Source organism: Spirilliplanes yamanashiensis, assembly GCF_016863475.1.
In the GTDB taxonomy this organism is placed as follows: Bacteria; Actinomycetota; Actinomycetes; order Mycobacteriales; family Micromonosporaceae; genus Spirilliplanes; species Spirilliplanes yamanashiensis.
Window position 1 is genome coordinate 15,149 of the sequence record NZ_BOOY01000028.1, and the last position, 19,931, is coordinate 35,079.

14 protein-coding genes are annotated in these 19,931 nt (G+C 77.7%); 8 read left to right on the forward strand and 6 right to left on the reverse strand.

Annotated elements, in window-relative coordinates; translation table 11 throughout:
- Nucleotides 1–9: 9 nt before the first annotated feature.
- Nucleotides 10–1,176: a calcium:cation antiporter gene (locus tag Sya03_RS19210; protein WP_203939720.1), complete on the forward strand. Its 1,167-nt coding sequence runs from the start codon at nt 10–12 to the stop codon at nt 1,174–1,176.
- 18 nt (nt 1,177–1,194) lie between these two features.
- On the opposite strand, the gene pgm is transcribed toward Sya03_RS19210, so the two are convergent.
- The gene (gene pgm, locus Sya03_RS19215; RefSeq protein ID WP_203939721.1) at nt 1,195–2,838 is read right to left on the reverse strand and encodes a phosphoglucomutase (alpha-D-glucose-1,6-bisphosphate-dependent); all 1,644 of its coding nucleotides are present in this window, start codon (nt 2,836–2,838) and stop codon (nt 1,195–1,197) included.
- A 144-nt stretch (nt 2,839–2,982) separates the two neighbouring features.
- On the opposite strand from pgm, the gene Sya03_RS19220 reads away from it, so the two are divergent.
- The 3 genes from Sya03_RS19220 to yaaA are packed head-to-tail and all read left to right on the forward strand — an operon-like array spanning nt 2,983 to nt 5,820.
- Nucleotides 2,983–4,647 carry a copper resistance CopC/CopD family protein gene (locus Sya03_RS19220; protein WP_239107681.1) on the forward strand — a complete coding sequence of 555 codons (1,665 nt, stop codon included), beginning with the start codon at nt 2,983–2,985 and terminating at the stop codon, nt 4,645–4,647.
- Between the two features lie 57 nt (nt 4,648–4,704).
- Nucleotides 4,705–5,046, forward strand: a complete 342-nt coding sequence (locus Sya03_RS19225) for an STAS domain-containing protein (RefSeq protein ID WP_203939723.1) — start codon at nt 4,705–4,707, stop codon at nt 5,044–5,046.
- Between the two features lie 9 nt (nt 5,047–5,055).
- On the forward strand, nt 5,056–5,820 hold the full coding sequence (gene yaaA, locus Sya03_RS19230) for a peroxide stress protein YaaA (RefSeq protein WP_203939724.1): 765 nt from the start codon (nt 5,056–5,058) through the stop codon (nt 5,818–5,820).
- A 15-nt stretch (nt 5,821–5,835) separates the two neighbouring features.
- Here the strand turns inward: yaaA and Sya03_RS19235 are convergent, their stop codons facing one another.
- The gene (locus tag Sya03_RS19235; RefSeq protein ID WP_203939725.1) at nt 5,836–6,483 is read right to left on the reverse strand and encodes an FKBP-type peptidyl-prolyl cis-trans isomerase; all 648 of its coding nucleotides are present in this window, start codon (nt 6,481–6,483) and stop codon (nt 5,836–5,838) included.
- 272 nt (nt 6,484–6,755) lie between these two features.
- Here Sya03_RS19235 and Sya03_RS19240 point away from each other — a divergent pair, with 272 nt between their 5' ends.
- Together Sya03_RS19240 and Sya03_RS31115 are read left to right on the forward strand one after the other, a co-directional pair.
- Nucleotides 6,756–7,634, forward strand: a complete 879-nt coding sequence (locus Sya03_RS19240) for a hypothetical protein (protein ID WP_203939726.1) — start codon at nt 6,756–6,758, stop codon at nt 7,632–7,634.
- A 112-nt stretch (nt 7,635–7,746) separates the two neighbouring features.
- A complete protein-coding gene (locus Sya03_RS31115) occupies nt 7,747–11,676 on the forward strand; it encodes an MMPL family transporter (RefSeq protein ID WP_239107682.1) in 3,930 nt (1,309 codons plus the stop codon).
- Nucleotides 11,677–11,687: 11 nt separating this feature from the next.
- Here the strand turns inward: Sya03_RS31115 and Sya03_RS19250 are convergent, their stop codons facing one another.
- The 4 genes from Sya03_RS19250 to Sya03_RS19265 form a co-directional block, all read right to left on the reverse strand.
- Nucleotides 11,688–12,335, reverse strand: a complete 648-nt coding sequence (locus Sya03_RS19250; protein WP_203939727.1) for a response regulator — start codon at nt 12,333–12,335, stop codon at nt 11,688–11,690.
- A complete protein-coding gene (locus Sya03_RS31585) occupies nt 12,335–14,665 on the reverse strand; it encodes a histidine kinase (protein ID WP_203939728.1) in 2,331 nt (776 codons plus the stop codon). The genes Sya03_RS19250 and Sya03_RS31585 overlap by 1 nt, the downstream gene beginning before the upstream one ends.
- A gap of 66 nt (nt 14,666–14,731) precedes the next feature.
- Entirely contained in the window at nt 14,732–15,403 is a 672-nt protein-coding gene (locus Sya03_RS19260; protein ID WP_203939729.1) for a response regulator, read from the reverse strand.
- On the reverse strand, nt 15,400–16,545 hold the full coding sequence (locus Sya03_RS19265) for a sensor histidine kinase (RefSeq protein WP_203939730.1): 1,146 nt from the start codon (nt 16,543–16,545) through the stop codon (nt 15,400–15,402). The genes Sya03_RS19260 and Sya03_RS19265 overlap by 4 nt, the downstream gene beginning before the upstream one ends.
- Before the next feature lie 175 nt (nt 16,546–16,720).
- On the opposite strand from Sya03_RS19265, the gene Sya03_RS19270 reads away from it, so the two are divergent.
- Complete coding sequence (locus tag Sya03_RS19270) at nt 16,721–17,431, forward strand: hypothetical protein (protein WP_203939731.1); 711 nt, start codon at nt 16,721–16,723, stop codon at nt 17,429–17,431.
- A gap of 101 nt (nt 17,432–17,532) precedes the next feature.
- Nucleotides 17,533–19,929 (forward strand): putative bifunctional diguanylate cyclase/phosphodiesterase, encoded by a 2,397-nt coding sequence (locus Sya03_RS19275; RefSeq protein WP_203939732.1) that lies wholly within the window; start codon nt 17,533–17,535, stop codon nt 19,927–19,929.
- Nucleotides 19,930–19,931 lie beyond the last annotated feature (2 nt).

Here is a 19,931-nt window from a genome sequence, read left to right on the forward strand (position 1 = left end):
CCTCGGGGCATGCTGAGCACCCTGCGCCGCTGGGAGGTCGCCGTCCCGCCGGTCGCCCTCGTCGTGCTCGCGGCCACCTGGGGCCGGAAACTCGGGGCCGGCGTCGTCCTCGCCCTCGTCGCCGTCGCCCTCGTCGCCGCCGTCGTCGCCGCCGTCCACCACGCCGAGGTGGTGGCGCACCGCGTGGGCGAGCCGTTCGGCACGCTGATCCTCGCCATCGCCGTCACGGTGATCGAGGTCGGCCTCATCGTCATGCTGATGTCCGCCGGCGGCGACGGGGCGGCCACCCTGGCCCGCGACACCGTCTTCGCCGCATTCATGATCGTCTGCAACGGCGTGATGGGCCTCTGCCTGCTCGTCGGCGCGCTGCGGCACCGCGTCGTGTCGTTCCGGGTCGAGGGGGTGACGGGCGCCCTGGCGACGCTGAGCGCCCTGGCCACGCTCGCGCTGATCCTGCCCGCGTTCACCACCAGCTCCGCCGGCCCCACGTTCTCGGCGCCGCAGCTGGCGTTCGCGGGCGTGGCGTCGCTGGTGCTGTACGGCACGTTCGTGTTCGTCCAGACGGTGCGCCACCGCGACTACTTCCTGCCCGTCGAACCGGCGCCCGCCGCCGGCCCCCGCGCCGCCGCCCGGCCCACCGGCGCTGCGGCCGACCGCGCCGGCGACCCCGCCGACGACCCCGCCGACGGCCGCGCCGACGATCACGCCGCGCCGCCCACCGCCCGGGCCGCCGCCGGCAGCCTCGGCCTGCTGCTGGTCTGCCTGGTCGCCGTCGTCGGGCTCGCCAAGACCGCCTCGCCGGCCATCGAGTCCGGGGTGGCCGCCATCGGCGCCCCGCGCGCGGTCGTCGGCGTCGCCATCGCCCTGCTCGTGCTGCTGCCCGAGACGGCGGCGGCCGTGCGCGCCGCCGCCCGCAACCGCATCCAGACCAGCTTCAACCTGGCGCTCGGCTCCGCCCTGGCCAGCATCGGCCTGACCATCCCGACGATCGCGGTGGCGTCGGTGTGGCTGCCGGGCCCGCTGGCGCTCGGCCTGGGTCCGAAGGAGATGGTCCTGATGGCGATCACCGTGGTGATCACCACCCTGACCGTCGCGCCCGGGCGGGCCACGCTCCTGCAGGGCGTGGTCCACCTGGTCACGTTCCTGGCGTTCCTGTTCCTGGCCGTGACGCCCTGACGGGCGCGGGCCGGCCGGTCAGCCCTTGAGGGCCGCCGAGACCACCCCGCGCGCCTCCTCCTGGATGCGGGCCAGGTGCTCCGGGCCCTGGAACGACTCGGCGTAGATCTTGTAGACGTCCTCGGTGCCGGACGGCCGGGCCGCGAACCAGCCCGACTCGGTCGTCACCTTGAGCCCGCCGATGGCGGCGCCGTTGCCCGGCGCGCTGGTCAGCGTGGCCGTGATCGGCTCGCCGGCCAGCTCGGTCGCGGTGACCTGCGACGGCGACAGCTTCGCCAGCACCGCCTTCTCCTCGCGGGTGGCGGGGGCGTCGATGCGGGCGTACGACGGGGCGCCGAAGCGGGCCGTCAGGTCGGCGTAGTGCTCGCTCGGGGTGCGCCCGGTCCTCGCGATGATCTCGCTGGCCAGCAGGCAGAGCAGCAGGCCGTCCTTGTCGGTGCTCCACGGGCTGCCGTCGCGGCGCAGGAACGACGCCCCGGCGCTCTCCTCGCCGCCGAAGCCCACCGAGCCGTCGAGCAGGCCGGGCACGAACCACTTGAAGCCCACCGGCACCTCGACCAGGGTGCGGCCCAGGTCGGCGGCCACCCGGTCGATCATCGACGACGACACCAGCGTCTTGCCGATCGCGGCCGAGGCGGGCCAGCCGTCGCGGCTGCCGAACAGGTAGCCGATCGCCACCGCGAGGTAGTGGTTCGGGTTCATCAGGCCGGCGTCGGGGGTGACGATGCCGTGCCGGTCGGCGTCCGCGTCGTTGCCGGTGGCCACCTGGTACGCCGACTTCTGCTCGATCAGCGACGCCATCGCGTACGGCGACGAGCAGTCCATCCGGATCTTGCCGTCCCAGTCGAGCGTCATGAACCCGAAGGTCGGGTCGACGTCCGGGTTGACGACGGTCAGGTCGAGGGAGTGCCGGTCGGCGATCTCGCCCCAGTAGGCGACGCTGGCGCCGCCGAGCGGGTCGGCGCCGATGCGCACCCCGGCCTCGCGGACCGCGTCCAGGTCGAGCACCGACGGCAGGTCGTCGACGTACGTGGCGAGGTAGTCGTACGGGCGCACGGTGTCGGCGGTGCGCGCCCGCGACCACGGGATCCGGCGCACCTCCTTCAGCCCGGCGCTGATCAGGGCGTTGGCGCGGTCCTGGATCCACTTCGTGGCGTCGGTGTCGGCCGGGCCGCCGTGCGGCGGGTTGTACTTGAAGCCGCCGTCGTCCGGCGGGTTGTGCGACGGGGTGACCACGACGCCGTCCGCGAGCCCGGACGACCGGCCCCGGTTGTGGGTCAGGATGGCGTGCGACAGCGCCGGCGTGGGGGTGTAGCCGTCGCGGCTGTCGACGAACACGTGCACGCCGTTCGCGGCGAACACCTCCAGCGCGCTGATCATGGCGGGCTCGCTGAGGGCGTGGGTGTCGCGGCCGATGAACAGCGGCCCGTCGGTGCCCTGGGCGGCCCGGTACTCCACGATCGCCTGGCTGGTGGCGACGATGTGGTCCTCGTTGAAGGCGGTGCGGAGGCTGCTGCCGCGGTGCCCCGACGTGCCGAACGCGACCTGCTCGGCGGGGACGGACGGGTCGGGGTGGCCGGTGTAGTACGCCGACACCACCCGGGGCACGTCGATGCGGTCGGCGGCGGTGGCCGGCGTGCCGGCGCGCGGGTGCGTGGACATGGGAGCCTCCTGGGGATCGCGGGCCGCTCCGCACCGGCGGCGATGGCCCGTCGGCGAGGCTCTGCCTGTCCGGATCGTACCGGTGTCGCCGGAGGCCCGCACACGGCGATGAACCATTCCGGCCCCGCGTCCGAACTACCTGTCGTGGATGGGGACACTGCCGCCGCTCACCCCGCCCCGGCCCGCCGGCGGGTGCTGTTCGCCGCGCTCGCCGGGCTCGTGGTCGCCCTGCTCGTGCCCGCGCCCGCCCGCGCGCACGCGGCGCCGCTGGCGACGACGCCGGCGACCGGCACGGTGATCGGGGCGTCGCCCGCGACGGTGACCGTGACGTTCAGCGAACCCGTGGCGGTGGTGCCCGGCCGGGCGCAGGTGCTCGCCCCGGACGGCGAGCGGATCAGCGGCGAGGCCACGGTGGCCGGGGCGGTGCTCACCATCCCGGTGCGCCGGGCGCAGCGGCCGCTCGGCACGTACCTGGTCAGCTACCGGATCATCTCCGCGGACAGCCACCCGGTCGGCGGCGGCTTCACGTTCTCCGTCGGGGCGCCGTCGGCGCCGCCGGAGGCCGCCGAGGCCGACCGGGTCCACCCGTCGGTCGCGGTGGCGCTGCCCGCCGTGCGCTACCTGGGGTACGCGGGGCTGACGCTCGCCGCCGGCCCGGCGCTGTTCCTGGCGCTGCTGTGGCCGCGGCGGCTGTCCCGCGCCGGCGGGGTGCGGCTGGTGCGCGCCGGGCTGGCGCTGGTGGCGTTCAGCGCGGTGGCGGGGGCGTGGCTGCAGGCCCCGTACACCTCGGGCCTGCCGGCCTGGCGGGCCTCGCCCGGCGCGCTGGCCGCGGCCCTGAACTCGCCGTTCGGGCTGGCCATGGCGCTGCGGCTGGCCGCCGTGGGCGCCGTCGCCGCGCTGCTCGGCCCGGTGCTGCGCGGCACGGCCGGGCGGGCCCGCGGACTGGCCGTGACGGCGGTCGCGGTGGCCGGGCTGGTGAGCTGGCCGCTGTCCGGGCACGCCGCGGCGTCGCCGCTGCCGCCGGTGAGCATCGCCGCCGACGTGGTGCACATCGCCGCCATGGCGGTCTGGCTGGGCGGGCTCGTCGTGCTGGTCGGGGTGCTGCTGCGCCGGGCCGACCCGCGAGCCCTCGGCGTGATCCTGCCCGCCTGGTCGCGGTGGGCGCAGCTGGCGGTGGTGTGGCTGGTCGGCGGCGGCCTCGTGCAGGCCGTCATCGAGGTCGGCGCGCCCGGCAACCTCGTCGGCACCGGCTACGGGCGGCTGCTGCTGGCCAAGACGGCGCTGCTGGTGGGGGTGCTGGCCGCCGCCGCGTACGCCCGCCGGCTGGTGGCCCGCCGCGCCGTCGTGACGACCGGGCCGCGCCGCATCCGGCGCGCGGTCGGCGCCGAGGTGGCCGCCACCACGGTCGTGCTGGCGCTGAGCTCCGTGCTGGTGCAGGCCACCCCCGGCCGGGTCGACGCCGCCGAGGCCGCCGCGGCGGCCGGCGCCGGCACCTCCGGCACCCTCACCTCCGCGCTGTACACGCTGCAGTTCGACATCTACCCGGTGCAGCTGGGGGAGAACAACACGGTGCACGCGTTCGTGTACACCGCCGACGGCACGCCGCTGCCCGCCGAGGAGTGGCAGATCACCACCGCCCTGCCCGCCCTCGGCGTCGAGCCGGTGAAGACGCCCATGCTCGGCGTGCGGCCCCACCACGCCATGGGCGCGGTGACGTTCCCGGTGGCGGGGGAGTGGGAGGTGCGCTTCACGGTGCGCACCTCGCCGGTGGACCAGGCCACCGTGGCGACGCGGGTGACCGTCCGGTAGGTGTCGGCGGCAGCCCGGCGGGGCAGTAGGGGGGCCACCCATTCCCCGGAGGCCCCCATGCACGTCTCCGTCATCGACCAGCCCGACGACACCGTCGTCGTGACGGTCCGCGGCGACCTCGACCTGGACACCGCCCCCGCGCTGCGCGAGGCGTTCGACGGCGCCCTGCGCCGGCCCCGGCCCCGGGTGGTGGTCGACCTGTCCGGCCTGCAGTTCTGCGACTCCACCGGGCTCAGCGCGTTCGTGGTCGGCGCCCGGCACGCCGCTGCGCAGGGCGGCTGGGTGCGGCTCGCCGCGCCCAGCGACTGGGTGCGCGGGCTGTTCGACACCCTCGGCCTGACCCGCCGGATCGCCGTCTACCCGGATGTCGCGAGCGCCCTGACGGAGGCCGCTGCCTAGAGTTGCCGGGTGCTGATCCTGCTGCCGCCCTCCGAGGGCAAGGCGCGCCCCGCCCGCGGCCGGCCCGCCGACCCGGCCGAGCTGTGGCTGCCCGTCCTCGCGCCCGCCCGCCGCCGGGTGCTCGACGCGCTCGCCGCCCTCTGCGCCGGCGACCCGGCCGTCGCCGCCGCCGCGCTGGGCGCCCCGCCCGCGGCCGACGTCGCCGCCAACGCGGGACTGCCCACCGCGCCGGCCCGGCGCGCCGACACCGTCTACACCGGCGTGCTGTACGAGGCGCTCGACCTGCCCACCCTGCCCGGCGCGGCGCGGGCCGCGGTGACCCGCTCGGCCGTCGTGTTCTCCGGGCTGTGGGGCGTCGTGCGGCTCGGCGACCGGATCCCCGCCTACCGCTGCGCCATCGGCGCCCGGCTGCCCGGCGTCGGCGGGCTCGGCGCCTACTGGCGGCGCGAGCTGGCCGGGCCGCTCGACGAGGCGGCCGGCGGCGCCGTCGTGCTCGACCTGCGCTCCGGCGCGTACGCGGCGGCGTGGCCTGGCACGGCGCGCACCCTCACCGTGCGGGTGCTGCACGAGCGCACCGTCGGCGGGGCCGTCGAGCGCACCGTCGTCAGCCACTTCAACAAGGCCACCAAGGGCCGCATCGTGCGGGAGCTGGCGGCGGCGGGCGCCCTCGCGCCGCGCCGCCCCGCCGACCTGGTCGCCGCGCTGCGGGACCTCAAGTACACCGTCGAGGAGCCGCGTCCGCGGCACCTCGACGTGGTGGTCGCCGAGCTCTGAGCGGCCGCCCGCCCGCTACTGAGCGGCGAGGATGTCGACGACGAAGCGCAGGTCGCCGGCCGGCGCGCCCTGCGGGGCGTCGTCGCCGTAGGCCTGCGCGGCCGGGATGTCGAGCTGCACCCGCGAGCCCACCGGCACGCCGACCAGGCCGCGGTCCCAGCCCTCGATGACGTTGCCCGTGCCGATCGGGAACTGCGCCGGCTGGCCGCGGTCCCACGACGAGTCGAACTGCTCACCGGTCTTGTACAGCACGCCCACGTAGTTGACCGCGATGGTCTGGCCGGGCTCCACCGCCGGGCCCTTGCCCCGCACCAGCGTGGTGACCTTCAGCGCGGGCACCGCGCCCGTGCCGGCCTTCACCTCGGGCTTGGTCTGCAGCGCCGGGTCGAGGCCGGCGGGGCCGCCCTGCTGCGGCGGCTCCTCGGCGCCGGCCGGCGCGGACGGCGCGGCGGACTGGCCGGCCGGCGGCTCGGCGGCCGGGGCGCTGGTCGCCGGGGCGGCCGCCGGGGGCTGCGGGTCGCCCGAGCCGCCGCCGGCCCGGATGGCGACGAACACGCCGACGACGACCGCCACCACGAGCAGGCCCGCCAGGACGCCGATCAGCGCCTGGGCGCGGCCCGGGCGGTCGGCCCGCTGCACCGGGGTCGTCTGCGTATCAGTCATCGCGGTGTGCACTCCCGTCACAAGGACTCCGAAGGACGCCGACGCCCGGACGGGACGCCGAACGGCTGCGGACACCGTACCCGCCCTGCCGGACACAGTTCCGGCGAACCATCCCGTACCGCGCCGACGTCACTCAAGCGGCTCTGGCTGATCACAGAACGAAATGGCAACCTTCCTGTGCACGTAGGAAAGGCTCTCCGGCCCGGCAACCGCCCCCTGCCCCGGGTGGCGCGCGCCTGCCCGGTGCGCCGCCCAACCGTGGGGGGTCCGGGGTGCAGGACAACGGCTGGCAGTCGGGCCGCCTGTTCGAGGGGCGCCGCTCGCACCGCCGGCGCGCCCGCTGGATCGTGCCCTCGTCGCTCGCCGTGGCCGCCGCCGTCGTCGCGGTCGCCGCCGGGCTGTCCCTGGGCGTCGGCGAGGGCGGCGACGACCTGTCCACCGCCACGCTGCCCGCCCAGCCGCCCGCGCTCGGCGACTTCCCGCTCGCCCCGCCGGCCGACCCGCTCACCCCGGCGCCGTCGGTCACCGGCCCGGCCACCCCGACGCCGTCCGCCGGCCGCAAGACCCCCGGCGCCTCCCGCGGCGGCGACGGCCCCGCCGGCCTCGCCGGCGTCCAGCTCGACCTCACCGCCGGCGCGGTGCCCGCCACCGTCGACCTGTCCGCCGAGGGCAGCCGCGACTGGGTGCACTGGGGCGAGCAGAACGTGTGGTCGCTGGAGCGCCGCCGCGGCGGCGGGTTCGCCATCCTCGAGGGCACCCCCGGCCGGAGCCGGGAACGCCACGAGCAGAGCGAGCAGCGGTTCGCGTGGCGCGGCGGCGATCCCGTGGCCAGCACCGACGGCGTGCGCAGCGGCATCCGCACCTGCGGCGCCGGCAACGGCTTCACCCTGTCCGCGCCCGCCACCCGCGGCGGCACCCGCACTCTGCGCCTCTACGTCGGCGTCTTCCAGGCCCGCGGCGTGCTCACCGCGAAGGTCGGCGGCGAGACGGCCACCGCCCGCCTCGACGACCGCGACACCGCCTTCACGGTCTACACGGTGACGTACCGGGCCGAGCGCGACGGCCGGATCGACGTCAGCTGGAAGGCCGACACCGTGCACGGCGGCGGCGGATGCCGCGGAGTCGCCCTGCAGGCGGCGTCCCTGCAGTAGCGTCCCGCCTGACCGATCGTCCACGATCCTGGATCGTTTGTCCGGAACCGCATTACAGGGACACCTGGGACATGGTCAAGTAGGAGGCGTGTTCGCGTCCTGGGGTTCGCTGATGGCACGGTACCGGTGGGCCGTGCTCGCCGCCGTGCTCACCGCGGTCCTCGCCGCGGGCGCCTGGGGCATCGGCGTGTTCGGCCAGCTCACCGAGGGCGGCTACGGCGACCCCGGCAGCGAGTCCACCCACGCCGCCCACGCCGTCGAGGAGGGCCTCGGGCCGCAGGGCGGCGACGTGGTGCTCATCTACGGCGTCACCGCCGGCACCGTCGACGACGACAGCGTCGGCGAGCGGGTCACCCGGGCGCTCGGCGCCCTGCCCGACGACGTGGTCACCGCCGTCACCTCCTACTGGGAGACGCGCGCCCCGCAGCTCGTCAACGCCGACCGCACCCGCGCCGTCGCGTCCCTCACCCTCGCCGGTCAGGACGACGGCGCCAAGCTCGACGCGTACCGCGAGGTCAAGGACGGCCTGCCCGTCGCCGGCCTCACCCTGCAGACCGCCGGGGCCGTGCCGTTCCAGGACGTCACCGCCGAGGTCTCCACCAGCGACCTCGCCACCGCCGAGCTGATCTCCCTGCCCGTCGTGCTCGTCCTGCTGCTGGTCATCTTCGGCTCGCTCGTCGCCGCGTCGCTGCCCGTGCTCGTCGGGGCCTGCGCCGTGCTCGGCTCGCTCGGCGTCCTGCACGCCATCGCGCTGGTCACCGAGGTCAACTCGTTCGCCGTCAACGTCGCCAGCCTGCTCGGCCTCGGCATGGCCATCGACTACGGGCTGTTCATGGTCGGCCGGTTCCGCGAGGAGCAGGCCGCCGGGTTGCCCGCCGCCGAGGCCGTCGCCCGCACCGTCGCCACCGCCGGGCGCACCGTCGTGTTCTCCGCGACGCTGCTCACCGTCGCCCTGGCCGGTCTGCTGTTCTTCCCGCAGGCGTTCCTGCGCTCGCTCGCCTACGGCGGCATGGCCGCCGTCGCGCTCGCCGCCGCCACGTCGCTCACCCTGCTGCCCGCGCTGCTCGCCGCCCTCGGCCCGCGGGTCGACCGGCTGCCCGTGCGCATCGGCCGCCGCGGCCCGGCCGCCGACCCCGACGGTACGGTGTGGGCCCGGCTCGCCCGCTTCGTCATGCGCCGCCCCGCGCTCGTCGCGCTGCCCATCGTCGCGCTGCTGGCCCTGCTCGCCGCCCCCGTCGCCGCCGTCCAGTTCGGCGAGGAGGACGAACGGGTCCTGCCCGCCGGCAACCCCAGCCGGCAGGCCGTCGAGACGCTCAAGGCGCAGTTCCCCGCCCTCGGCACCGTCACCGTCGACGTCGTCCTGCGCGGCGCCGGCGGCACCGCCCCCGCCGCCGAGGCCGGCCAGGCCTTCGCCGACCGGGTCGCCCGGGTGCCCGGCGTGCGCGCCGTCGAACCCGCCGGCGCCGGCGGCGACGTGTACGTCCTCAGCGTCGTCCCCGCCGACCCCGACCCGTTCAGCACCGCCGCCGCCGACACCGTCGAGGCCATCCGCGCCCTCGACCCGCCCGGCGGCACCACCCTGCTGGTCGGCGGCACCACCGCCCGCAACGTCGACAGCCTCGACGCCACCGTCGAACGGCTGCCCTGGATGATCGGCATGATGGTCGGCGCCACGGTCGTCCTGATGTTCCTGGCCTTCGGCTCGGTGCTGCTGCCCGTCAAGGCCGTCGTGCTGAGCGCGCTGAGCCTCAGCGCCACGTTCGGCGTCCTCGTCTGGATCTTCCAGGAGGGCCACGGCGCCGGCCTGCTCGGCGTCACCCCGGCCCCGCCCGGCGTCGGCATCATCGTGCTGATGGCGGCGGTCGTGTTCGGGCTGTCCACCGACTACGAGGTCTTCCTGCTCTCCCGCATGGTCGAGGCACGCCACCACGGCGCCTCGACCGAGGAGGCCGTCACCGCCGGCCTGGTCCGCACAGGGCGCGTCATCACCGCCGCCGCCCTGCTGCTGATCGTCGTGACCGGCGCCTTCGCCATGTCCTCGCTGACGACCATGCGGTTCATCGGCGTCGGCATGATCATCGCCCTCATCCTGGACGCGACGGTGGTCCGCATGCTCCTAGTCCCCGCCATTCTCCGCCTGCTCGGTGACTCCACCTGGTGGGCCCCGGCCGCCCTGCGCCGCCTGCAGGAACGCGCCGGCCTCAGCGAGATCGAGCCGGCCGCCGCGCCGATCATCCCGGTCCCGATGCTGGCCGCCGCGGGCGGCTACGGCGCCTGGCCGGAACCCCACCGCGGCCCGATCGCCCCGGCGGCCCCGCCCCCACCTGCTGCTCCGGCCCCGCCGGTCCCGCCGCCGGCCGCCGCGCCGCCCCCGGCCGCCCCGCCGCCCGCCGCGCCCCCGGAACCGGAGCCGTCGACGGTCCGGCTCGGCCCGGACACGATCGCCGCGGCCACCGGCACGCCCGCGGGCGTGCCCGCCGGCTCCGGCGAGGACGACGAACCCCGCTTCCGCCTCACCGGCCCGCCCCTCACCCCGCCCCCGGCCCCGCCGCCCACCCGCCCCGCGCCGCCGGCGCCGGCGCCGGCGGAACCGGCCGCGTCGTGGCCGGCCGCGGCCCCGGAGCCGGACCGGTGGGGCGCCCACGCGGCGCCCGCGGGCCAGTACCTGCCCCCGGACACCGCCGAACCCATCGAACGCGCCTCGGCCTCCGGCCCCAACGCCGTCATCGACGCCTTCCGCGTCGCCGTCACCAACCTGTGGTCGAAGGTCCGCGGCGGCGACCGCACCCCGGCCCACACCGGCCACCCGGCCCACGCGGCGCACGTCGCCCCACCGGCCCACGGCGTGCCGCCGACCCTGCCACCGGCCCACGGGCCCGCCTCGGGTCACGGCCCCACGCCGGCCCAGGCCCACGGCCCGGCTCGGACCCCTTACGGCCTCGCGCCCGCCCACGGGCAGGCCCAGACCGGGGGTCCGGCTTCCGGCGCCGCACCGGCCCACGGGCATGGTCAGGCCGCGGGCCCGGCACCGGCCTACGGCCCGGCGCCGGCCCACGGGCAGGCCCAGAACCAGGGTCCGGCCCCGGCTTACGGCCTCGCGCCGGCCCACGGGCAGGCCCATGACCAGGCCGAGGGTCCTGCCCCGGCCCACGGCCAGGTGCCGGCCCACGGCCAGGTCCCGGCCTCCGGCCAGATCCCAGCCTCCGGTCTCGGTCCGGCTTCCGGTCTCGGCCCGGCGGCTTCCGGTCTCGGCCCGGCTTCCGGTCTCGGCCCGGCTTCCGGTCCCGGCCCGGCCTCCGGTCCCGGCCCGGCCTCCGGTCTCGCACCGGCCCACGGGCAGGTTCCGGCCCACGACCCGTCCCGGCCCCAGGGTCCGGCCTACGGCCAGGCCCCGGCCACCGGCCCGGCCCCGTCGGCGCCGCCGGCCGGGTTCGGCGTCTCCGGCGGCACGCCCGCCCACGGCGCCGCGCCCGCCTTCCCGCCGTCGCCCGGGTCGAGCCCGGCGGCCGCCGCCGGCCCCGGCGCCCACGGCGCGGGACCCGCGCAACCGCACCTCCCGGCCGAGTCGTCCGCCTCCGGGCTGCCGCCGGTGTCGGGCCTGCCGCCGGTCGGGCCGCCGCCCGCCGTGACCCGCCCCGGCACCGCGGCCGACGGCCCGCCGGAAACCTCCGCCTCCGGGCTGCCGCCGCTGGCGGCGGGCGGAGCCGGCTTCGACGGCCCGGAGCGGCCGAGCCTGTGGGCGGCCGTGACGGGCGGCGAGGCCGCGCCGGCCGCGCCGGCCGCGCCGCCGGCGGCCCAGGCCGCGCCGCCGGCGGCGGCGGAGGAGGAGCCGCGCCGGAAGCACCGGCCGCGGCACGCCGCCTGGTCGGACGACGAGGACGAGGACGAGGCGACCGGACCGGCGGCGGTGGATCCGCGGGTGCAGGGGGTCCGGGAGGCCGCCGAGGCGGGCCGGGCCGGGCAGTCGTGGGATCCGGCCGCGCCGACGCGGGCGGAGCGGCGGTCGGAGCCGCGGTCGACCACGGATCAGCGTCGCACCTGACGGGCCCGGCGTCAGCGGGGGCGGACCAGCCCCAGGTCGTACGCGACAATGGTCGCCTGGACCCGGTCGCGGACGCCGAGCTTGGCGAGCAGCGCGTTGACGTGGGCCTTGACGGTGCCGGTGGCGACGCCGAGGGCGGCGCCGATCTCGGCGTTGGACATGCCGCCGGCGATGGCGGTGAGCACCTGGCGTTCGCGCGGGGTGAGGCCGGCGAGGCGGGCGTCCTCGGTGGTGCCGGCGCGCGGGGCGGGGCCGGCGGCGAACGCGTCGATGAGCCGGCGGGTGACGGCGGGCGCGAGCATGGCCTCGCCACCGGCGACGACGCGGATGGCGGCCAGCAGGTCGGCCGGGTGGGCGTCCTTGAGCAGGAAGCCGGAGGCGCCGGCGCGCAGCGCCTCGAAGACGTACGCGTCCTGGTCGAAGGTGGTGAGCACCAGCACCCGCGGGGCCGGGCCGGCGGCGGTGAGCCGGGCGGTGGCGGTGAGGCCGTCCATGCCGGGCATGCGGATGTCCATGAGGACGACGTCGGGGGTGTGCGCGGCGGCCAGGTCGAGGGCGGCGCCGCCGTCGGCGGCCTCCGCGACGACGGCCAGGTCGGGTTCGGCGTCGACGATGGCGGCGAAGCCGGCGCGGACGACGGGCTGGTCGTCGACGATCATCACGCGGATGGCGACGGGGCCACCTCCTCGGTCGGGCCCGCCGGCACGGCGGCGGGGGACGTGGGCAGGGTCGCGGTGAAACCGTCGGCGGTGACGTCGAGGGTGCCGCTGACGGCGGTGGCGCGGGCGCGCAGGGCGGCCTGGGTGGTGGGGTCGGCGGGCCGGCCGGTGACGGTGACGCGCAGGCCGCCGGGCTCGTAGCCGAGGGCGACCCGGGCGCCGGGCCCGAGGGCGAGCTCGACGAGCCGGTACGCGGACAGGTCGACGTCGGCGGGCAGCGGCCGCGGCTCGCCGGTGACCGCGCACGGCGCGCCCCGGTCGGCGCACAGCTGCGGCACCCCGGCGGCGGACGGCTGCGGGGCGCGCCGCCCGGCGTCCTCGGCGTGCAGGCCGTCGAGCAGGCCGCGCATGGCGGCGAGGGCGGCGCGGGCCTCGTCGAGGACCCCGTCGAGGCGGCCGGCGTCGGCGGCGGCGACCAGCGCGGTGGAGCGGTGCAGGACGGTGTCGCCGAGCCCGGCGGACACCCGCAGGCGTTCGGCGTGGGCGTGCGCCTCGGCGCCGGCGAGGGCGTGCGCGACGGCGAACGCCTCACCGGCCTGGACGCGGTCGCGGCGCCGCCGGGGCACGTGGCCGACGAGCCAGGCGAGCAGCAGCGGCGGGGCGAGCAGGATGGCGAACAGGATGCTGGTGATGACGAGGATGGGCACCACGTCGGCCGGCGTGTCGGCGAAGTCGGTGGGTTCGAGGGCGTAGACGCCGGCGGCGCCGGTGAGCGCCATCGTGCCGGCGGCGGGGAACGGCGCGAGCCAGGTGACGTTGCGCGGCAGCCCGTACGCGGCGACGGCGTACACGGCGAAGAACTCGGCCTGCCCGGCGACGAGGTAGACGATCCCGGCCTCGCCGGGCGCCACCCGCGCGGACAGCAGGGCGGCGAGCGCGGCGGCGCTGATCAGCACGTACGCGAGCACGGGCCAGGGGTGCACGCGCCGCCAGTACAGCGGCAGCGCGTGCGCGACGGTGAGCGCGACGAGCAGCGCGGACTCCCAGGCGGGGGTGCTGCGGGGGACGACGGCGATGCCGGCGGCGACGGGCGGCACGGCGCAGGCGGCGACGAGCAGGTGGTCGACGGCGGCGTCGCGCCCGGACCGCAGCCCGCGCAGGAACGCCGGCCCGCCGGGCGCCCGGGCCGGGGCGGCGGGCCCGCCGGCGGCGGGGAAGTCGGCGTGCACCCGCCAGCCGCGCGGCGAGCGGGGCCCGGCGGCCAGCGTGCCGCCCGCGGCGGCGGCCCGGTCGCGCATGCCGCCGAGGCCGCGGCCGGCGCCGAGCCCGCCCGCGTCGGCGGGGGCGACGGCGCCGTCGTCCTCGACGGTGAGGGTGACGCCGGCCGGGGTGACGGCCAGCTCGACGCGGACGGGGCTGCCGGCGGCGTGCCGCAGCGTGTTGGTGAGGGCCTCCCGGGCCACGCCGAGCACGGCGGCGGCGACGCCCGGCGGCAGGGTGGCCGCGCCGTCGGCGGGGGTGACGAGCTCGACGGGCTGGCCGAGCCGGCGCACCCCGTCGACGAGTTCGGCGAGCCGGCGCACGGGGGCGGACTCGTCGTCGGGGGCGGCGGAGCGCATGACGGTGACGAGCCGGCGCAGCGCGGCCAGGGTCTCCCGGCCGGTGCCGGCGGCGAACTCGAGGGCCTGCGCGGCCAGCTCGGGGCGCCGGTCGGCGAGGCGCTGCGCCGCCGACACGGTCACCACGATGGAGGTGAGGTGGTGGGCGGTGACGTCGTGCAGCTCGCGGGCCAGGCGGCGGCGTTCCTCGTCGGCGGCGCGCTCGCGGCGGCGCTCGGCGTCGGCGACCCGCGCGGCGGCGGCGGCCCGCTCGTCGAGCCAGCCGCGCCGCAGCCGCCCGAGGACGAGCACGGTCACGTAGGTGGAAGCGCCCAGCGCCACGCCGGCGGCGTCCTCGGCGAACGGGTACGGGTCGCGCACCGCGAGCAGCGCGTCGCCGGTCAGCAGCGCCCCGCCGACGACGGCGGCGCGCGGCACCGTCCGGTGCAGGGCGACGGCGAAGTACGCCACCAGCACCGTCAGCGCGACCCCGGCCAGGGCGCCCTCGGGCTGGAGCAGGACCCCCAGGTACCCGCACACCGCCGTCACCGCCGCCACGGCGACGGGCGCGCGGTGCCGGGCGAGCAGGGCGGCCGCGGCGACGACCGACACGACCGTGCCGGCGACGGTCACCACGGGGTCGACGTCGACGGCGCCGGTCAGCGGCAGGCCGGGCCACACCAGGAGCAGCAGCGCCCCCAGCGCCGCCGGCAGCTTCCAGGGCGTCCTCATGATGGGTGCCACCCTAGGGGGCGGGGTCACGCGCGGTCATCGCCCGCGGGTCCTATACCGGAGGTTCTAGATCGGCCCGCCGGTGCCCGGCCGGACGAGGCCGCTCTCGTACGCGAACGCGACGGCCTGCACCCGGTCGCGCAGGTCCAGCTTCGTGAGCATGCGCGACAGGTACGTCTTGACGGTGGCCTCGCCGAGGAACAGCGCGGCGGCGATCTCGGCGTTCGACAGCCCCCGCGCCACCAGCCGCAGCACGTCGGTCTCACGGTCGGTGAGGGCGGCGAGCCGGGCGGCGCGGGCGGCGTCGGGCTGCGGGGCGGCGGCGAGCGAGCGGATCACCCGCATGGTCACGGCCGGGTCGAGCAGCCCGTTGCCGGCGGCGACGGCGCGCACCGCGTCGAGCAGCTGCTCCGGCGGGGAGACCTTGAGCAGGAAACCGTTGACGCCGGCCCGGACCGCGGCGGCGACGTGCTCGTCCTCGTCGAACGTGGTCACCATCAGCACCCGGGTCTCCGGGCGGGCGGCGATGATGCGGCGGGCCGCCTCGATGCCGTCGAGCCGGGGCATGCGGATGTCCATGAGCACCACGTCGGGGCGGGTGCGGGCGGCCACCTCGACGGCCTCCAGCCCGTCGGCGGCCTCGCCGACGACCGCCAGGCCGGGCTGGGCCTCCAGCAGCATCCGCAGCCCGGCGCGGATCATCGCCTCGTCGTCGGCCAGGACGATCCGGGTGCTCACCGGGCCCGCCCCAGCGGGAAGCGGGCGCGGACGGCGAACCCGCCGCCCGGCACCGGCCCGGCGTCGAGGCTGCCCGCGAACAGGGCGACCCGCTCGCGCATCCCGGCCAGGCCGTTGCCGCCGGGCCCGCCGGGCGGCGGTGGCGTGGCGCCCGGCTGCGGGCCGGCGTCGACCACCTCGACGGTGAGCGCGTCGCCGGTGTGCCGCAGCCGCACCGTGGTGGGCGCCGGGCCGGCGTGCCGCAGCACGTTCGACAGCGCCTCCTGGGTCACCCGGTACGCGGACACGTCGACCGTGCGGGGCAGGTCGGCGGGGGTGCCCTCCACTTCCAGCTGCACCGGCAGCCCGGCGGCGCGCACGGCGTCGAGCAGCTCGTCGACCCGGGCCAGCGACGGCGGCGGGGCGGGCGGCCCGGCGGACGCCTCGTCGCGCAGGATGCCGACCAGCGCGCGCAGCTCCTCGACGGACTGCCGGCCGAGCCGCTCCACCCCGTGCAGGACGTCGGCCTCGACGGGCCGGTCGGTCAGCCGGGTGCGCACCACCCCCACCTGCAGCACCATCACGCTCACCGAGTGGGCGACGGCGTCGTGGATCTCCCGGGAGATGCGCTGGCGCTCGGCCACGACGGCGGCGTGCGCCCGGGCCTCCCGCTCGGCGTCCAGGGCGGCGGCCAGCTCGACGAGCTGCTCGGCGCGCTCGCGTTCCCGGCGCACCAGCCGGCCCACCCACAGCGCCGCCCAGTAGAGGGTGGTGAAGAACAGCGACTCCCACAGCGACAGGTCGCTGAGCAGCACCGCCGTCAGCGCGAGCAGCTGCCCGGCGACGGGCGCCGCCCACCAGGCGCGGTCCGGGGCGCGGCGGTAGCCCAGCCAGCCGTACGTGGCCAGGATGGCGATGACGGCGGCGCCGGGCGGCCCGCCGCCGCCGAGCAGCGCGCTCACCGGGAACGCCAGGTTGATCAGCGACGCGGCCGCCAGCGGCCACCACGCGGCCATGCCGGTCGCGACGGCCACCACGAGCACCGCCGCGGCAACGGGCGCCGGGTCGTCCCGGTACTCCCGGTCGAGCAGCAGTTCCGCGACGCCGAGCAGCGTCAGCACCGCGCAGGCGGCGAGCGGCACCGCGGCGTCCCGTCTGGTCATGGCGATCACGGTAGCGACGCCGGGGGCCCGCGCAGGTCCACCGCGGGGATGACCGGGGGTGCGCCGGTCGTCCGCCGCCCGGCGGACCGGGTCGAGCTTGGCGGCGGCATCGCCGGGACCGCCGCCCGGCCTACGGTTCTGGCCATCACCACCGAACACGACCTGGGAGAACGCCATGACCAGCACCATCACCACCCCGCCCGCCGTCGCCGCCGCGGTGCCCGCCGACGAGGCGGCCGCGTCGGCCGGGACCCGCCGGCTGCTCGTCCGCCTCGGCGGCGGCGCCCTCGTCGCGGGCCCGCTGCTGTTCCTCGGCGGCGCTGTCACCTCGCCGTCGCAGGAGACGGACGACGCCGCGGGCTACGTCGCCTCGCTCGCCCGCGACCCCCTGCTGACCGAGATGTCGGCGCTGCTGTTCCACTACGGCAACCTGCTGCTCGGCGTCGGCGCGCTGCTGCTGCCGCTGCTCGTGCGGGGCCGGCGGGGCCGGCTCGCCACGCTCACCGGCACGCTGCTCATGGTCCTGGGATTCCTCAACGTCTCCGGGGCCGTGCTCAGCGACTGGTGGATCATGGAGGTGGGCCGCACCCTGCCGCCGGAGCAGGCGGTGGCGCTCTCCGAGCGTGTCCTCGACGCTCCCTGGCTGCAGGCGTGGTCCGGCGTGCAGGACCTGGCGCTGCTCGGCGTCGTCGTCGCGCTGGCCGGGCTGGCCCGGGCCGGGGTGCTGAGCTGGTGGATCGTCCCGGTGCCGCTGGTCTGCCTGGCCGGCGCCTTCGTCATACCGCTCAGCATGCCGCTGGTGGTCTCGGCCGTCGTCGGCCTGGCGTTCGCGCCGCTGGCGGTGCTCGGCGTCCGGGCGTTCCGGCGCGCCGCGCTCATCGGCTGACCTGCGGGGGCAGGGGGAAGCGGTGCCCGCGAAAACTTGATCCGGGCCCGCCGCCGCCGACGGTAACGACGAGGACTCGTCACCGAGGAGAGCAGCCCAACATGCCCCGCGCGCGCAGCACCGGCGCCGCACCGCTCCGGCGGCGCGGCCTGCTGCCGTTGGCGGCGACGGCGCTGACCGCCGCCGTGGTGGCCGCCTGGCTGGTGCTGTGGCAGCTGGGGCGCGGCGGCCCGGTGGTGTACGTGTACGTCGGCGGCATCGTCGCGCTCGGCTTCTCCGTCCTGGCCTGCCGCCGCGCCGCCACGATGATCTACATCTCGCAGCCCGCCGCCCGGTTCTGGCGGCGCATGGCCACGGCCCTGATGTGGGTCACCGCGGGCGCGGTCGGCTCGCTCACCGCGGCGGCCCGCCGGCCCGCCGCCCTGGAGGCCGCGTCCGGGCTGTCGCCGCAGGCGGCGGCGCCGATGATGGTCGGCCTCGCCGTCGCCGTGTACGCCTTCGCCCGCCTGCCGCTGGGCGAGCGCTCCTGGCTGCGCTGGGCGCAGCTCGCCCTGGACGCCGCGACGGTCGCCCTGGCCGCCGGCGTCTTCTACTGGTACGTGCTGCTCGACATCGCCCCGGCCGGCCTGCCCCTGCGCACCCAGCTCGCGGCGGCCGGCGTCGGCGTCGGCGGCCTGGTCACCGTCGTGGTGATCGGCAAGGCGGGCCGCTCGCTCGGCGGGCACCTCGACGCGGGCGCCGTCCGGCTGCTCAGCCTGGCCCCGGCGGTCGGCTCGGTGGCGGCGTTCTGCCTGATCGCGGCGGCCGACGTGGTGCGGCTGGCCGGCGCCGTGCTGGCGCTGCCCCTGGTCGCGCTGATCGTCAGTGCGGCGGCGGCTCGACAGCAGTGGATCGCCTCCGGCGTCGAGGACCCGGGCACCCGCCGCCGGCTCAGCTTCTTCGACCTGCTGCCGTGGCTGGCGATCACCGCCACCGGCGCCCTGGTGCTGCTGGTGTCGGTGCGCGAGCTGCCGTCCGCCCAGCGGGCCGTGGTGATCGGCGCTGCCGGCATCGCGGCCGCCGTGTGGCTGCGCCAGCTGCTCGGGCTGCGCGACTACCGCCGCCTGCTGGCCAGCGTCCGCCGCCAGCAGGTGGACCTGGAGCACCAGGCCAGCCACGACCCGCTCACCGGGCTGGCCAACCGGGCCCGGTTCGGCGCCGTGCTGGCCGGCCGGGTGGCCGCCCACCAGCCCGCGGCGGTGCTGCTGGTCGACATCGACGACTTCAAGATGGTCAACGACACCCTCGGCCACGAGGTCGGCGACCGGCTGCTCGTGGAGGTGGCCCACCGCCTGCGCGAGCACACCCGCGGCGAGGACCTGCCGGCCCGCCTCGGCGGCGACGAGTTCGCGGTGCTGCTCGCCGAGGACGAGGCGGACGTCGCGGGCGCGGCGGCGGCCCGGCTGCTGAGCGCGCTCGCCGCCCCCGTCATGGCGGGGGAGCACCAGCTGCTGGTGCACGCCAGCGTCGGCGTGGCCGTCGCGGGGGCCGGCGACCGGCCCGACGACGTGCTGCGCAACGCCGACATCGCCATGTACCAGGCGAAGGCGGCCGGCAAGGCGTCCTGGGTGCTGTTCGAGCCGCGGATGCGCCGCGAGCTGATGGACCACGCCCGGGTCGGCAGCGAGCTGCTGCTGGCGCTGGAGCGCGAGGAGCTGTTCCTGGTCTACCAGCCGGTGCGCGACCTGGACACCGGCCGGATCACCGGCTTCGAGTCGCTGGTGCGCTGGCAGCACCCCGAGCGGGGCCTGGTGCCGCCGCCCGCGTTCATCCCGGTGGCCGAGCGCAACGGCCTCATCGTGCCGCTGGGGCGCTGGGTGCTGCGCGAGGCGTGCGCGCAGTTCGCGCGGTGGCTGGCTGAGCCGTCCGGCGCGGGCCTGACCGGCATCGGCGTGAACGTGGCCGTGCGGCAGCTGCGCGACCCCACGTTCGTCGCCGACGTCACGGCCGCCCTGGCCGACACCGGGCTGCGCCCGGCGCACCTGATCCTTGAGGTGACCGAGTCGTCGGTGCTGGACGGGCCGGACGTGCAGGCCACCCTGCGCGCCCTGCACGAGCTGGGCGTGCAGCTGGCGCTGGACGACTTCGGCACCGGCCAGTCGTCGCTGAGCCTGGTCCGGGCGTTCCCGATGGACATCCTGAAGCTGGACAAGTCGTTCGTCGACGGCATCGCCGACGGCGACGACCGGGGCCGCCTCGCGGTCGCCGACGCCGTGGCGGGCCTCGCCGCCACGCTGGGCCTGCAGACGGTGGCCGAGGGCATCGAGGACGTGGAGCAGCTGGCCCGGCTCACCGAGCTGGGCTACACCAGCGGCCAGGGCTACCTGCTGGGCCGGCCCGCCCCGGCCGCGGACACCACGGCGCTGCTGGCCCGGGAGGCGGGCGAGACGCCCGGGGCCGCCGAGCCCGACGGGGCCGCCGAGACCGCCGGTGCCGTCGAGCACACCGTGGCGGTCTGACG

Bases quoted from the DNA above. Each gene is read 5' to 3' on its own strand.
- Sya03_RS19210 (WP_203939720.1), top strand. From the start codon at position 10: ATGCTGAGCACCCTGCGCCGCTGGGAGGTCGCCGTCCCGCCGGTCGCC.
- pgm (WP_203939721.1), bottom strand. From the start codon at position 2,838: ATGTCCACGCACCCGCGCGCCGGCACGCCGGCCACCGCCGCCGACCGC.
- Sya03_RS19225 (WP_203939723.1), top strand. From the start codon at position 4,705: ATGCACGTCTCCGTCATCGACCAGCCCGACGACACCGTCGTCGTGACG.
- Sya03_RS19235 (WP_203939725.1), bottom strand. From the start codon at position 6,483: ATGACTGATACGCAGACGACCCCGGTGCAGCGGGCCGACCGCCCGGGC.
- Sya03_RS31115 (WP_239107682.1), top strand. From the start codon at position 7,747: ATGGCACGGTACCGGTGGGCCGTGCTCGCCGCCGTGCTCACCGCGGTC.
- Sya03_RS19250 (WP_203939727.1), bottom strand. From the start codon at position 12,335: ATGATCGTCGACGACCAGCCCGTCGTCCGCGCCGGCTTCGCCGCCATC.
- Sya03_RS31585 (WP_203939728.1), bottom strand. From the start codon at position 14,665: ATGAGGACGCCCTGGAAGCTGCCGGCGGCGCTGGGGGCGCTGCTGCTC.
- Sya03_RS19265 (WP_203939730.1), bottom strand. From the start codon at position 16,545: ATGACCAGACGGGACGCCGCGGTGCCGCTCGCCGCCTGCGCGGTGCTG.
- Sya03_RS19270 (WP_203939731.1), top strand. From the start codon at position 16,721: ATGACCAGCACCATCACCACCCCGCCCGCCGTCGCCGCCGCGGTGCCC.
- Sya03_RS19275 (WP_203939732.1), top strand. From the start codon at position 17,533: ATGCCCCGCGCGCGCAGCACCGGCGCCGCACCGCTCCGGCGGCGCGGC.